Source organism: Candidatus Thiodictyon syntrophicum, assembly GCF_002813775.1.
GTDB lineage: Bacteria > Pseudomonadota > Gammaproteobacteria > Chromatiales > Chromatiaceae > Thiodictyon > Thiodictyon syntrophicum.
Genome location: NZ_CP020370.1, coordinates 5,366,838 through 5,380,376, shown reverse-complemented (window position 1 = coordinate 5,380,376; position 13,539 = coordinate 5,366,838). Strand labels below are relative to the sequence as shown.

Sequence of the window (13,539 nt, the reverse complement as noted above, 5' to 3'; positions counted from 1 at the left end):
CCCTAGCGCTACCGACGCGAAGGCCGTAACGTGATCCAGACGCGCTGGACGCGACGTTTCAGGGTGCGCTGGCGGGGAGTCAGTTTCCTGTATATCTCGGTGACTCCTTCGGGGCATTGCTCCCACCAAGCGGTGTCGAAGGCGCGCGCCAGGTAGTGATCGATCTTATGAAGCGCTTCGTTTTGTAAGGGGGGGGGAACTAAACCGAGGTCGAGATGTTCCTGGAGGATCCGGGCGCAGCCCAGGATATTTTTCCATTTCGTTCGGGAGTAATTACTGTGGTGTCGCCGGTATCCCCAGGTCTGGGCCGTGTCACCGACGACGACGACTCCCGGCAGTAGCAAGAAGCGGCGAACGAATTCAGCGTCCTCTGCAATCCAGCGGCTGTACTTGGTGAGAAAACCTCCCATGCGGGAATAGGCATCACGGCGAAAAACGATGCCCGACGGGTAAGCGGGATTGAAATCGAGGAATGCGCGGTAGGGGTCGCGTACCCGGTAAAAGCCCTGCTGGTCGATGGTGCACCACTGCCCCAGCCAGCCCGCAGGGGCATCTGCGAGCAGGTTGTGCCCCGGGCGGCTCGCGGGCCCGAAGGAGAAGAAATTGGAGAAGGTAAACTGGGCGTCGGGGTAGGCGTCGAGCAGCGCCCGTCGCCGTGCGAGGAAATCGGGATTCCACACGTCGTCGCTGTCGCACAGGGCAATCCAATCTGTGTCGCAATGCGTGATGGCGAGTCTTCGAGCCGCGCCCTGGCCGCCATTGGGGATGCGCATACCGGTCACGGCGGGCGCGAAGCGGCGGATGATGTCGCCGGTGCGGTCGGTCGAGCCGTCGTCGATCACCACAATATGATCCGGCTTGCAGGTCTGCGCGACGATCGCGGTCAAGGTCTCATCGAGAAAGGCCTCGCTATTGAATGCGGGAATCACGACGGACAGGTTCATGGTCACCCCCGATACATTGCTCATGGTGCGGACGCAGGACCCGCGGGTCACTCGCTACCGGGGCTCTGGTGGAGGTGATAGGTCTCGCGCAGCACCATGTCCTCATCACGGATGCCGAGGTAGCGCAGTATCTCCGTCTGTCCTTGGCGGCTGCTCATCGCCGTGATCGGAAAGATACGGAACTCGCGCGGGTGCCGGGCGCTGAGCCGATCGCACTCGGCATAGTAGTAGTCCCAATAGCGGCCGATCGCCTCCGGCATGGAGCGCGCGGGGAATTTCGGGAAGGTCTTGTCCCAGACGGGGTCAGGCTGGTAAATCGAACCATCGTGGTCTTGCCAGAAATTCCGGCTGGTGTAGAACGGGGTGCGGGTGATCAGCGCCTTGAACCGGTCGGCGATCCATAGGGATGGCCAGCGGTGGATGGCGGCCTTCCTGATCCAACTGGCGACGGTCGCTTCCTTGTCGCGCTTGATGCAGACGAAACGTACCGCGTCGGTGACGGCCAGGATGTCATCGACATAGCGGAGATAGTAATAGGCGATGTCGCCGATGATGCGAATGGCGGGCAGCAGTTGGAGCTCCCGGTAGGTCGCGACCGAGGGCGGTCGGGAATAGTCGAGGGACAGGAGCCGCCGGTCGCCGCCCTGCAGGATGGCCTGGAATTCATGGATGGCGTTGAGGAGCGGTTGGGGGTTGTCGGTGAAGACGGCCCCGGTGGGATTGAGCTCATGAAAGCAGATGGCGGCGTGCTGACTGCCGATGAGGCGGGCCAACGAGGCGGTGCCGGTACGGCCGGAGCCGAGTCCGATAACGATCATGGTGATACCAGGGCAGGTGGGGGAACGGCCGCGCCAGTCAGCGACGCCGCGGCAACAGGTGCCGCAACTGGCAGTAGGCAGTGACGGCGAGCCATTTTAGCGTAGGTCCGGTGGCGAGGGCCTCGCGGGCATAGAAGGCGGCCGTTTGCCATTGGCGTAGCCGGGCGAGTTCCTCGGCGATTTTTTTCAGGGTTAGTGCCTTGTGTCGGCGCGCATGTGCGCGGATGGCGGGGTGGCTGGCGAACAGGACGGTCTTGTCGAGCAGGCGCAACTGACAGAGCCTCTTTTCGAGTGACGAGGCCGCGGTGGTGACACTCTGCCTGACCGCCGCATCGGGCACATTGTGGCGGGCGATCGTGGCGGGGTGGTGGACCATGCGTTGCGCCCGATCGATGAGCCGGTAGTACAGGTCACGGTCACCCTCCCAGCGGATGTCTTCATCCATACCGTCGATTCGCTCGTACAGACTGCGAGCGACGATGAGGCAGTTGAGGTGACAGAAGCCGTTGGCGGCCAACAGGTCATCAGCGGTGACCTCAAAGGTGCCGTTGGCCGCTGGGACCTGACCGCGGGCGCGCAACTCGGCCGCCAGGTCTTCAATCCAAATGGTACGTGGGAGCGGTTCGCCCTTGAGGAAGGCGTGTTGGTTGGTCATATAAAGATCGATGGGGCGGCGGGAGTGCGCGGCCTCAAGTAAGACCCGGCCGGCGCGTTCGAGGTGGGCATCGTCGGTCCAGGTGTCGTCATCGTCCAGGAAGCCGACGAAGTCACCGATGGCCTGGGCGACACCATAGTTCAGCGCGTAGCTGGGGCCATGGCCGTGCGGCCGGGGGAGGAGGTCGAAAACCCGCAGGGTGGTGCCGGCTGCCGCTTCGCTCAGCAAGCGCGCGTAGGCTTCGCGGTGCGCGGAGTCAGAGCCGTCATTGACGATGATGATCTCGCGATCCGGCTCGGTTTGGGAAAGGACGGACGCGAGTGCGGCGCGCAGTAGTTGCGGGCGGTTGCGGGTGGCGATGATGATGGAGAAGGTTGGCATGGCGAGCGATTCGGGGGGGCGCCCCGCTTAGGAACGGTTCACGAGTGGTCGCTGGGCCAGGGCCGTAATGCCGGCTTCGATCTGGGCGTAGCAGTGCTCGTAGGTGCTGACGCAGTGGCCGTAGGGATCGGCGATTTCCCCGCCGGGGACCGCGTGGGGCGCGGCCGGGCCGAGCAGAAAAGACTTGCCGATACTGGCCGGGAAGGAGTCACTGAGCGCCGCGAGCTGGGCCGCCTCCATGGCGAGGATGAGGTCAGCGTCGGCCACGAGGGCCGCGTCCACGACGCGGGAGCGGCTGGCGGACAGGTCGTGGCCGTGCGCGGCGGCGACTGCGACCATGACCGGATCGGCGGGCCGCCCGCCGATGGGGTGGAGTCCGGCGGAGGATAGGCGGAAGCGTCCCGCCAGGCGTTCGCTTGCCAGCAACTCTGCCAAGGCGCTGCGATTGATATTGCCGTAGCACAGGAAGAGCAGGTGTGCTCCGGTGCGCAGTCGGGCAGCGACGGCGTTGCTGCGCCACGCGGCGCGCTGGCGGCGCAGCAACCGTCGGTGGGCAATGAGTCCGCTGGCGCGGCCCCAATGGTCGACGACGATGCGGCGCAGCTCCGCGAGGCCCGGGCGGGGATCGCGCCACTGCTGGGTGTCGAAGTGGTGCCGGGGCGAGAATACCAGGAGGAGATCACGAATGACCCGCGACCAGGTGGGCAGGGTGGTGAGCCCCGGCGGTGCGTCGCGGCGCAGGACCGCCTCCAACCAGTGAATGTCGTTGGGCAGGTTGCGGCAATAGATGCCGGTGCGCGCCGCCGGCCGGGGCCGGATGCCGCCGTCCAGGTATAACTCGACCAGCATGGCAGGGAAGTCCGCACCCGCGGCCGCCGCTAATGGCAGTGAGCCCCAGAAGCGGCCGTTGACCTCCATCAGACAGAATTCGCCGGTCCGCGGGTTCTGCTTGAATTCGACCATGGCGACCCCGTGCCAGCCCATGGCGGCGATCAGGCGTCGGGCCGCATCCAGCAGGGCCGGCTCGATGGGGACGCTCAGGCGCAGACTACTGGCGCCACCGGTTAGTGGGACCTCATGCAGACGCCGATGCGCGAAGGCGAAGGTGATGCGGCCGTGCTCCGCGATCAATTCGATGCCGACCCCGGTGCCGGGGAAAAACTCTTGGATCAGGACCGCGCCGCAGCGGCTGGCCGCAGCGAGCCGGGCGACCAGTTCGGTGTCGGTGCGCGCGTAAGCCACCTGCAACTGGACGCGTCCCTGGCCCTGTGCGCCGATCGACGAGGTCGGCTTGATGACCAGCGGGTAGCCCTGGGTCGCGGCAAACGCGACTGCCGCGGCCGGGGTGTCGGCGACGCAACCGCGCGGTACGCGGATACCCAAGGCGGCGGCGAGGGCGAGGGTGCGCGACTTATCCAGCGCGATGGCGAGGCCGGCGGCGGGGGCCATTGCCACCCGGCGCTCGTCGATGCGACCGCGTTCATGATGCAGGGGCGTCAGGCTGCGCTCCGTGACCGGGATGATCAGCGCATAGCTGCCGCGTTCGATCTGGTCCGCGATCCAGTCGACGAAGGCTGACGCCTGGGCCAGCGGGTCGGGATAGCGCAATAGGGCGCCGGCGTACCGCGAGCGCGCCGCGAGCGGGTACTCCTCATGACTGGCGACATCGATATGGAGGCCGCGGTCGTGCAGTGACCGCACGATCGTCAACGCGGGGATCATGTCGGCGTCGAGGACCAGGACGCGACGGGGCTGGTTCGCGCAAGGGTTCACGGTCAAACCATGCTGCGCATGTTCCACAGCAGCCGGAGTCCGAAGCGCGTGGGCGTGCGGTCCCAGGGGGTGAAGCGCGGGAGCCGGAAGCGGTCCGTGGTGGCGGTGGCGACGCCGGGGCCGGTGGACACGGCCGCCTGATAGCCGATCTCCTTAGCCATCCGTACGTGCTCCGGGCCGAAATCCAGCATCGGCTTGCCGTTGGGATAGGCAAAAAAGCGCAATCGCTCACCCAGCAGGCCCTCCAGGTCCTCTTTGTTGTCGGCGATCTCGCGGTAGGCGTCGCGCTCGGCGGTGCGTGCCAGGATGGGATGGGTGACGGTATGCCCGCCAATTTCGGCCCCTTGGGCATGCAACTCGCGCACCTGCGCCCGGGTGAGCATCGGTGAGCGCAGGTGCGGTGCATAGCGCGCGGCCAGATCGTCCGCGATCACGTCGCGGAACTCGGGCGGGCAGTATTTCAGCAGGCCCAGCAGGTCACGCAGCAGTTTGGCCCGCTCGCGCGGGTCACCGAGGGCGTGGACTCCGAAGCGGTATTCGTTGAGGTCGACCTTATCGCCCGGCAGGCGACGGATCGCCTCGGCGAGCCGGTCATTCCACATGAGCCGGCCGTCCAGATAGCCGCTGGCGATGAACACGGTCACCGGTATCCCGAGCTGCTTGAGGACGGGCAGGGCGACCGTCAGGTTGTCGGCGTAGCCGTCATCGAAGGTAACGCACACGGCGCGCTGTGGGAGCGTGCCTTGCTCAAGCCCGCGCAGGCCCTCGGCCAGGGACAGGGGGGAGAAGCGATCACGCACCAGGCCCATGATGGCGGCGAACTGCTTCACGTCCGGGTCGCCCGACAGAAAGGGGTCCGGCGCCGGACGCACGCGGTGAAAGACCATGATCGCGAGGCGGTGGGGGCGGTGGGTGGGCATCAACCGCGCCGCGCCGCCGACGAAGAGACGCTGGCCGAGGCGTCGGAATCCGGATGCCAGCGCATCCAGGGCCGTGCCTGCGGTTGCTTGCGGCGGGGTCAGCGGCATGTCGAGTCGGGGGCGACCCGCGCCGCCGCCGCGCGCGCGCGGTAAGGCAGGTAAAGCGCCTCTGCCCTGGTGTCCGCGACCCGCGTCCCGCGGACGGGGCGGTGATTGCGGGGAGGCCCGATGTGCGAGGTCGCGCGACATTTAGGTTACTGTCAAACTGGCTTGAGGAAGCGCGTGGGCTGAAATGATCTTAAGTCCGGGGGGTGAATGGCCGGTCGGTCCAACCGGACCCTTGCCACCCTGGGGCGTGCCTGATCGGCCGCCGCTGTATGACGATGCATTGTACGTCAGACGGCGACCACCGGCAGGGGTTGCCGGTGGAGCCTTCGCGCGGCGTGACGCGGGCCGACGCCGCTGCGCAGCCTTGGCGCCTCAATAGCCGCCCTTGCGCAGAACTTCGGGCAGTCCGGCAATCTTGGTGCCCTGCTTGGTCGGGGCCAAGGGGAAGAGGGTGTAGAGGTCCTTGCTGGTCGGCTTGGTGCCCCACAGCGTGGCCATATCCTTCAGCACGGCCCGTTCCATCGGCTGGTGCTGGTTGTTGGTGAGATACTGCTCGCGCAGGTAGCGGATCAGGTCCCAGTGCTTGTCGGTGAGTGCGATCCCCTCGATCTGGGCGAGCCCGCGCGCCACGTCCTCATCCCAGTCCAAGTGGTTGACCAGGTAGCCGTGGTCGGTGGTCTCAATCGTCTTACCATTGATTTCGATGGTCATGCTCGTGTGTCTCTCGTCGCGAAGTTCCGGCGTCTCAGCCGTTGGAGGTGACGGCGTCGATGCCTTTGTGGGGGATGAAGATACCGCAGCCCAGCAGGCGGTGGGGCCCGAGCCCGTGCTGCTGGAGGCGCAGCGATTCCGTGCCGCTGAGGTCGGCGAGCAGCAGGCTGCGGGTCAGGATCGGACCCTGGGGGGTCGCCAGTGCGAGGGCCCGCCCGCAGAGGGCCTTGCGCATGCGGATGTCGAGTGCTGCCAGCGTGGCGGCAGTCGCGTGCAGAAAGGCGGACTCGTCTGCCTGCGGGGTCTCGCCCGGGGCCGCAGCCACATGGCGGGCGAACAGGGTGGTTTCCTTACTCAGGGGTCTGACCTTGCCGACGCCGACAGTGAGCGGGCAGTCGCCGACCTGGCACCGGATGCCGGGCAGCGCTGCGAGCAGTTCGGCCACGCGGGCCCGCGGCGCGCGCAGGGTGAGCTTGGTCCGGCGCGACACCTGGAGCCGGTTTCCGGTCCCGTGGGCGGGGCGCTCCCAGCCGTTCTGGGAGCCGGCGACGTGGACGCCGTGGATCGCGATCCCGGGCTCCGCGGCCATCCAGGGACAGACCGCGAGCAGTGCGGCGGCGAGGCCATAGGCGTGATCGACCGGGAGTTGGCGACAGTCGAGCGCAAACGATAGATCGACGATGTCATCCGGCACCGTGATGGTGTCGGGGTCCTCTGCTTGGTTCCAGTACATGGGCATCACTCTGATTCGCCGACCTTCACGACGACTGGCCCGGGGCGAAGGGCAGCCGGTCCCGGAGGGCGTCGCGATCGAACCACCAGTCGTCCTGTACCAGGACCTCGACCACGTTGCGCAGTCTCATCAGGAACTTGTCCGGTTCTTTCAATTCCAATCGCTCCATCCACCGGTCGAACTGTTCGGGGGTCTGCACCCCGCTGTGGCGACGCGCCACGTTGCCGAGGGTTTGGGTGGAGAAGAACATCAGGTCATCGCGGTGCTTGCCCTGGGCGCGCACGTCCGCCAGGAACAGTGCGGTGCTGGCCGCGACGGCCGCCCCATCCGCGTCGTCCGGGGTCTCGTCGATGACGTGGCCCAAGAGATCGATACTGAGTTCGGGGTCGACGGGGCAGGTGACGGCCAGCCAGATACCTTGACCCAGGGCGCAGATGGAGTCCGGTTGCCCGGCCTGGAAGAGTACATCGCATGCATCTGCCGCGGATTCGAAGTCGTCCACCGCCAGGAAGTCGTTGAAGGCCGCGCGTCCGAGCGGCCAGGCCTCGGCGCCGCGGTCGAGACCGACCAGGGTGCGGGCCAGTTGCAGACGGGTGTCGGCGCCGGCCGTGGCCGCTGCGCCGCTGCGCTCCAGATCGCCCAGCCGCTCGCGCAGGGCGTCGAGATGCGATTCGAGGGCCGCCTGCCCCGGGTCGCGCGGCCCGCGTGCATCGTCCCCGGGACCGCCCCCGTGATCGGCCAGACGGCCGGCGAGCAGGTTGAGTTGTTTCATGAGTGCGCCCGGCATCTTGACTTAGCGCACCAGGCCGCTGAACGCGGCCTCCAGGCGGTCTTCCCAGTTGTCTGGGGTGTCGGGGTAGGGCGGCTTCACGTCCATACGGAAGAAGCGCTCGCCGGATCGGGCAACGGCCTGCACGAGGGGCACCAGGTCATCGAAGGATTGAAGGTCTTGGTCGCCGACGAGGAGTTCGCTGAGCTTGAGCATGGGTCGATGCAACCGCCCTGAGTTCTGTTGATCGGATGCCCGGGGGACCCCGGGCGCGGCTAGCTGATTCGGGTTGCGACTGGGGACGCGACGGCCTACCGGCCCCCGCGCGCAGCGCCCAGGCCTCCCGGGCACCTCACCCAGACCCGCAGGGCTGGGCGGGCTCATGGTCCCGCGAGTCTCTCGCGCCCCGTCGTCGGGCCATCGCTCGCAACTTCCACTTGCGGTTTGAGCCGCGCGAAAACAAGCAACCAGATGCCCCGTGCGCCGGCGGTGTGGCGCTCCTGCCGTCGGTGGGAAGCCGCGCTGCCCGTGCCCCCGAGCGGGAATTTACCGGCGGGGGCGTACGTTAGGATGTGAGTATATTAGTAACTGTTGACTGACGTGTCACCCGTGGGTAACATCCATCTGCAATTGCAAGACGCCCAGCTGCCGCAACACGCCGGAGGGCACCCGCAGCGGCACCAGTTCGGTCGCTTTCCCCCTGACCAGGGAAAGAACGGTGCCGCTAACCCTCACCCTGGTAAAGGATAAGGGCCGGTCCGTGACCAGCGGCGACTTGGCGTCCGACGCGCGGTACCCGGCACCACGGTAACCACAACGACCGCCGGGCCCGTCGTCGATGATCTGGGCTTTTCTGTAAGTAGCAGACCCTGGCTACCGGCCGGTGCGGGCCGTCGCTCGCCTGCCGCGCCGCGGCGGGCGTCCCCGAATTGAATGATCCGATCAGGAGAGACAGCGCAATGGCGATCGATAAACACAGCACACCGATGCTGGACCAGTTGGAAACCGGACCCTGGCCGAGTTTCATTTCCGGCATCAAGCGTCTGCGTGATCAGCATCCCGATCCGCGGATCAACAACATGTCCAACAGCCTGCTCGGCCAGTTGGAGCACTCCTATGAAACCCGCAAGGGTTACTGGAAGGGCGGTACCGTCTCGGTGCTGGGCTACGGCGGCGGCATCATTCCGCGCTTCTCGGAGGTGGCCCGGGCCTTCCCGGAGTCGAAGGAATTCCACACCCTGCGCGTTCAACCCCCGGCCGGTAACCATTATACGACCGCCATGCTGCGGCAACTGGCCGACAGTTGGGAAAAATACGGTTCCGGTCTGATCACCTTCCATGGTCAGACCGGCAACATCATGTTTATCGGTGCCGATACCCAGAATACCCAGCCGTTTTTCGATGAGATCAACGCTTATGGATGGGACCTGGGCGGGGCCGGCCCCTGCGTGCGTACCGCCATGTCCTGCGTCGGCGCAGCACGCTGCGAGATGTCCTGCACCAACGAACTGAAGGCCCATCGGACCCTGGTCAACCGCTTCGTCGATGACGTGCATCGCCCGGCGCTGCCCTACAAGTTCAAGTTCAAGGTTTCGGGCTGTGCCAACGACTGCCAGAACGCCATCGAGCGCTCGGACTTCGCCGTCCTGGGCACCTGGCGCGACGACATGAAGGTCGACCAGGCCGAGGTGCAGAGCTACGTCGCGGAGAAGGGGCGTCAGTCTGTGCTCGACAATGTCATCAGCCGCTGCCCGACCCAGGCCTTGGCCCTGAATGACGACGACACCCTGAAGGTCGACAACCGCAACTGCGTGCGCTGCATGCATTGTCTGAATGTGATGCCCAAGGCCCTGCACCCCGGCGACGACAAGGGTGTGACCATCCTGATCGGCGGCAAGCGCACGCTCAAGATCGGCGACCTGATGGGTACCGTCGTGGTCCCCTTCAAGAAGCTGGAGACCGAGGACGATTACGCCTCGCTGGTCGAACTGGCCGAGACCATCATCGAATTCTGGGCCGAAAATGGGCTGGAGCACGAGCGTTGCGGCGAGATGATCGAGCGCATCGGGCTCGCCAACTTTCTGGAGGGCATCGGGATCGAGCCTGACCCGAACATGCTGAGCCATCCCCGCCAGTCCTCCTACATCCGTATGGATGAGTGGGACGCGGCAGCGCAGGCCTGGTACCAGGGTCAGGCCGCGGCCGGACGCTGATTCACGATAACTACCGGCCCCGTCGCCCACCGCCGTGGGTGCGGGTCTCTGAATGATTAGCTGATCGACTGGAGGACAGGCAATGGCAGACACGCGCGAGCCGATTGAATCCGGCTGCCCGGACCCCTGGCAGTACATGCATCCCGTGATGCGCAAGAATTTCGGTCAGTGGAAATACCACGACCACCCGCGCCCTGGCGTGCTGCGCCATGTCGCCTTTAGCGGCGACGAGATCTGGACCGTCAAGGCCGGCACCCAGCGCATCCTGGATCTGTTCACCCTGCGCAAGCTGTGCGACATCGGCGACGAGTTCGCCGATGGCCATGTCCATTTCACCTTGCGCTCGAACATCGAATACCTGGTCGCCGGCGAGGCCAAGGTGGCGCCGCTGATCGCCGCCCTGGAGGCCGCCGGCTTTGTGGTCGGCGGTACCCAGAACTCGGTGGCGATGATCTCCCACACCCAGGGCTGGCTGCACTGCGACATCCCCGGCACCGATGCCTCCGGGGTGGTGAAGTCGATGATGGACGAACTCATCGACGAGTTCCGCAACACCAACATGCCCAACCGGGTGCACATCACGACCTCCTGCTGCCAGATCAATTGCGGCGGGCAGGGCGATATCGCCATCAACGTGCAGCACACCAAGCCGCCGCGGATCAATCACGACCTGGTGGCGAACGTCTGTGAGCGTCCCACCGTGGTGGCCCGCTGTCCGGTCGCGGCCATCCGCCCGGCGATGGTCAACGGCAAGCCTTCCCTGGAGGTCGACGAGCGCAAGTGTATCTGCTGCGGGGCCTGTTATCCGCCCTGCCCGCCGATGCAGATCAATGATCCCGAGCACTCCAAGCTCGCGATCTGGGTGGGCGGCAATCACTCCAACGCCCGCGGCAAGCCGAGCTTCCAGAAACTGGTGGCGGCCGGTATCCCCAACAACCCGCCGCGCTGGCCGGAGGCGACCGGCATCGTCAAGCGCATCCTTAAGGCTTATAAGGAAGGGGCGCGCGATTGGGAGCGCATCAACGAGTGGATCGAGCGCATCGGCTGGCCGCGCTTCTTCGAAGAGGTCGATCTGCCCTTCACCAAGTATCACATCGATACCTGGCGCGGCGCCCGTGCGAGCTTCAACAGCTCGTCCTATATCCGCTTCTGATGGTCGAGGCCGCCATGAAGTTCGCACTGCAGATCAACGAAGGACCCTATCAGCACCAGGCCGCGGACACCGCCTACTGGTTCGCCAAGGCGGCGCTGGAGAAGGGGCATGAGGTGTTCCGGGTCTTCTTCTATCATGACGGCGTAAACAACGCCACCCGGCTGACGACGCCCCCCCAGGACGACCGTCATATCGTCAACCGGTGGGCGGCGCTGGCGGAGCAGTACAGCCTGGACCTGGTGGTCTGTGTGGCCGCCGCGCAGCGGCGTGGGATCGTGGACGAGGGGGAGGCGAGTCGCAACGGTAAGGATGCGACGAATCTCCATCCCCGGTTTCGGATCTCCGGCCTGGGGCAACTGGTCGAGGCGGCGATTCAAGCCGACCGTCTCGTCGTCTTCGGCGACTGATGGGGGCTCAAGCGATGTCGGAAATCGTCAAAAAATTCCTGTATCTGAACCGCAAGGCCCCGTACGGAACCATCTACGCCTGGGAGTCCCTGGAGGTGGTCCTGATCGGCGCCGCCTTCGACCAGGTGGTGAGTCTGATGTTCATGGACGACGGCGTCTACCAACTCGTCAAGGGGCAGGACCCGAGCGGGATCGGGATGAAAAACTTCTCCCCGACCTACCGGACCCTGGGTGACTATGAGGTCAAGAACGTCTACGTCGATGGCGACTCGCTCGCGGCGCGCGGACTCACGGCCGACGACCTGGTGCAAATCGCCTGGGAGGATATCGATACCGAGGAAGAGGTGGAGAATATCGTCACGGTGATCGACGCGGCCCGCGGTCGCGAGCTGATGGCGCAGGCCGACGTGGTCTTCAGTTTCTAAGAGGGTCTCATGAGTATCCTGCACACCGTCAACAAATCACCCTTCGAGCGGACATCACTGGATTCTTGCTTGAAATTCGCGGCACCGGGTGCCGCCGTGCTGCTGATCGAGGACGGCGTCTACGCGGCGCTGTGCGACACCAGCGCCGCGGCCCTGGTCAAGGACGCCCTCAAAACGGTTAAGATCTACGTGCTGGGTCCTGATCTCAAGGCCCGGGGCTTCGCCGCGGGGCGCCTGATCCCCGGGATCGGCGTCCTGGATTATGCCGGGTTCGTGGACCTTGCCGCTGCCAGCGAGAAGGTTCAGGCCTGGCTGTAGTTTCGTTCAACTTATTAAACCCTCTGGAGAATCGCAATGGCTGACATGATCGATGTCGACGGCAAACAACTGGCCGTCGATGAAGAAGGCTATCTGGCCAATCTGAACGAGTGGGTACCCGGCGTCGCCACGGTGATGTCCAAACAGGACAACCTGGAACTCACCGAGGAGCACTGGGACATCATCAATTTCCTGCGCGAATATTACGAGGAATATCAGATCGCCCCGGCCGTTCGTGTGCTCACCAAGGCAGTGGGTAAGAAACTGGGCAAGGACAAGGGCAACAGCAAGTATCTCTACAGCCTGTTCCCCTACGGGCCCGCCAAACAGGCGTGCCGCTTCGCCGGACTGCCGAAGCCGACCGGCTGCGTCTGACCGCCGCCCACCGCGGGAGGGGGCGGCGACGCCCGTGGTCCTCCCCCGGTCCCCGACAGGTGCCACTGAGGTAGCGGAAACATGCCGTTTCTGACGGGTTTATACGCCTTCCTGTTTTACTTTGCCGCCCTGGTCCTGGTCTCCGGCCTGACCTACAAGGTGGTCCAATACAGCCGCACCCCGGCGCCATTGCGGATCCCGACCACCCCGGCGCCGACGACCAGCAGCGGCGTGGTGTTGCGGATGACGCGCGAGGTGGTGTTGTTCGAGAGCCTGTTTCGCGCCAACAAGTGGACCTGGATCTTCGGCTGGCTGTTTCATTTCGGGCTCTTTCTCGTCACCTTGCGCCATTTGCGTTATTTCCTCAACCCGGTGCCGGCGGTCATCGAGTTCATCCAGCCGTTCGGGATCTACGCGGGCTTCGCCATGGTCGTCGGGCTCGTCGGCCTGTGGGCGCGGCGCTTTCTGGTAGACCGGGTGCGCTACATTTCCAGCCCCGGGGACCACCTGATGCTCGCGCTGTTGCTCCTGATCGCGGCGAGCGGACTCCTGATGAGTTTCTTGCTCCATACCGACATCGTGTCGGTCAAGACCTTCTTTCTTGGCCTCTACCATTTTGATCTGCGGCCCCTGCCCGCCGATCCCGTGCTGCTGTTGCACATTGCACTGGTTGCGGTCCTGATGATCATTTTTCCTTACAGCAAGCTGTTGCACGCCCCCGGGCTCTTCTTCAGCCCGACCCGCAATCAGGTGGACGACTCGCGGGAACGCCGGCTGGTGGCCCCTTGGGCGTCGCGCTTCGAACGGCCGTGACCGCCGCCGGGCACTTGAGACGT

Annotated in this window: 16 protein-coding genes; 7 read left to right on the top strand and 9 right to left on the bottom strand. The window is 65.3% G+C overall.

Going from position 1 to position 13,539, the window contains the following annotated elements; translation table 11 throughout:
* Nucleotides 1-8: 8 nt before the first annotated feature.
* From THSYN_RS22745 to THSYN_RS22705, 9 genes are all read right to left on the bottom strand, one after another.
* A complete protein-coding gene (locus tag THSYN_RS22745) occupies nucleotides 9-944 on the bottom strand; it encodes a glycosyltransferase family 2 protein (protein ID WP_157817864.1) in 936 nt (311 codons plus the stop codon).
* 47 nt (nucleotides 945-991) lie between these two features.
* Nucleotides 992-1,762, bottom strand: a complete 771-nt coding sequence (locus THSYN_RS22740) for a hypothetical protein (RefSeq protein ID WP_100921145.1) — start codon at nucleotides 1,760-1,762, stop codon at nucleotides 992-994.
* A 37-nt stretch (nucleotides 1,763-1,799) separates the two neighbouring features.
* The gene (locus tag THSYN_RS22735; protein ID WP_100921144.1) at nucleotides 1,800-2,798 is read right to left on the bottom strand and encodes a glycosyltransferase; all 999 of its coding nucleotides are present in this window, start codon (nucleotides 2,796-2,798) and stop codon (nucleotides 1,800-1,802) included.
* Nucleotides 2,799-2,825: 27 nt separating this feature from the next.
* On the bottom strand, nucleotides 2,826-4,571 hold the full coding sequence (locus tag THSYN_RS22730; protein ID WP_100921143.1) for an arsenate reductase/protein-tyrosine-phosphatase family protein: 1,746 nt from the start codon (nucleotides 4,569-4,571) through the stop codon (nucleotides 2,826-2,828).
* Nucleotides 4,572-4,573: 2 nt separating this feature from the next.
* The gene (locus tag THSYN_RS22725; RefSeq protein ID WP_236848655.1) at nucleotides 4,574-5,599 is read right to left on the bottom strand and encodes a polysaccharide deacetylase family protein; all 1,026 of its coding nucleotides are present in this window, start codon (nucleotides 5,597-5,599) and stop codon (nucleotides 4,574-4,576) included.
* A 372-nt stretch (nucleotides 5,600-5,971) separates the two neighbouring features.
* Nucleotides 5,972-6,310: a TusE/DsrC/DsvC family sulfur relay protein gene (locus THSYN_RS22720; RefSeq protein ID WP_100921142.1), complete on the bottom strand. Its 339-nt coding sequence runs from the start codon at nucleotides 6,308-6,310 to the stop codon at nucleotides 5,972-5,974.
* 34 nt (nucleotides 6,311-6,344) lie between these two features.
* Nucleotides 6,345-7,043, bottom strand: a complete 699-nt coding sequence (gene cas6 / locus THSYN_RS22715) for a type I-MYXAN CRISPR-associated protein Cas6/Cmx6 (protein ID WP_100921141.1) — start codon at nucleotides 7,041-7,043, stop codon at nucleotides 6,345-6,347.
* 25 nt (nucleotides 7,044-7,068) lie between these two features.
* Nucleotides 7,069-7,815: a hypothetical protein gene (locus THSYN_RS22710; protein WP_100922550.1), complete on the bottom strand. Its 747-nt coding sequence runs from the start codon at nucleotides 7,813-7,815 to the stop codon at nucleotides 7,069-7,071.
* Nucleotides 7,816-7,836: 21 nt separating this feature from the next.
* Nucleotides 7,837-8,028 (bottom strand): sulfur relay protein DsrC, encoded by a 192-nt coding sequence (locus THSYN_RS22705; RefSeq protein ID WP_100921140.1) that lies wholly within the window; start codon nucleotides 8,026-8,028, stop codon nucleotides 7,837-7,839.
* Between the two features lie 743 nt (nucleotides 8,029-8,771).
* Between THSYN_RS22705 and dsrA the strand changes: the two genes are divergently transcribed.
* From dsrA to THSYN_RS22670, 7 genes are all read left to right on the top strand, one after another.
* Nucleotides 8,772-10,025: a dissimilatory-type sulfite reductase subunit alpha gene (gene dsrA / locus THSYN_RS22700; RefSeq protein ID WP_100921139.1), complete on the top strand. Its 1,254-nt coding sequence runs from the start codon at nucleotides 8,772-8,774 to the stop codon at nucleotides 10,023-10,025.
* 82 nt (nucleotides 10,026-10,107) lie between these two features.
* Nucleotides 10,108-11,178 carry a dissimilatory-type sulfite reductase subunit beta gene (gene dsrB / locus THSYN_RS22695; protein WP_100921138.1) on the top strand — a complete coding sequence of 357 codons (1,071 nt, stop codon included), beginning with the start codon at nucleotides 10,108-10,110 and terminating at the stop codon, nucleotides 11,176-11,178.
* 14 nt (nucleotides 11,179-11,192) lie between these two features.
* On the top strand, nucleotides 11,193-11,585 hold the full coding sequence (gene tusD / locus THSYN_RS22690) for a sulfurtransferase complex subunit TusD (protein ID WP_100922549.1): 393 nt from the start codon (nucleotides 11,193-11,195) through the stop codon (nucleotides 11,583-11,585).
* Nucleotides 11,586-11,599: 14 nt separating this feature from the next.
* The gene (gene tusC, locus THSYN_RS22685; protein WP_100921137.1) at nucleotides 11,600-12,010 is read left to right on the top strand and encodes a sulfurtransferase complex subunit TusC; all 411 of its coding nucleotides are present in this window, start codon (nucleotides 11,600-11,602) and stop codon (nucleotides 12,008-12,010) included.
* A gap of 9 nt (nucleotides 12,011-12,019) precedes the next feature.
* Nucleotides 12,020-12,328: a sulfurtransferase complex subunit TusB gene (gene tusB, locus THSYN_RS22680; RefSeq protein WP_100921136.1), complete on the top strand. Its 309-nt coding sequence runs from the start codon at nucleotides 12,020-12,022 to the stop codon at nucleotides 12,326-12,328.
* 36 nt (nucleotides 12,329-12,364) lie between these two features.
* Entirely contained in the window at nucleotides 12,365-12,703 is a 339-nt protein-coding gene (locus THSYN_RS22675) for a TusE/DsrC/DsvC family sulfur relay protein (RefSeq protein WP_100921135.1), read from the top strand.
* A gap of 81 nt (nucleotides 12,704-12,784) precedes the next feature.
* The gene (locus tag THSYN_RS22670; RefSeq protein ID WP_100921134.1) at nucleotides 12,785-13,516 is read left to right on the top strand and encodes a respiratory nitrate reductase subunit gamma; all 732 of its coding nucleotides are present in this window, start codon (nucleotides 12,785-12,787) and stop codon (nucleotides 13,514-13,516) included.
* The last annotated feature ends 23 nt before the right edge of the window (nucleotides 13,517-13,539 follow it).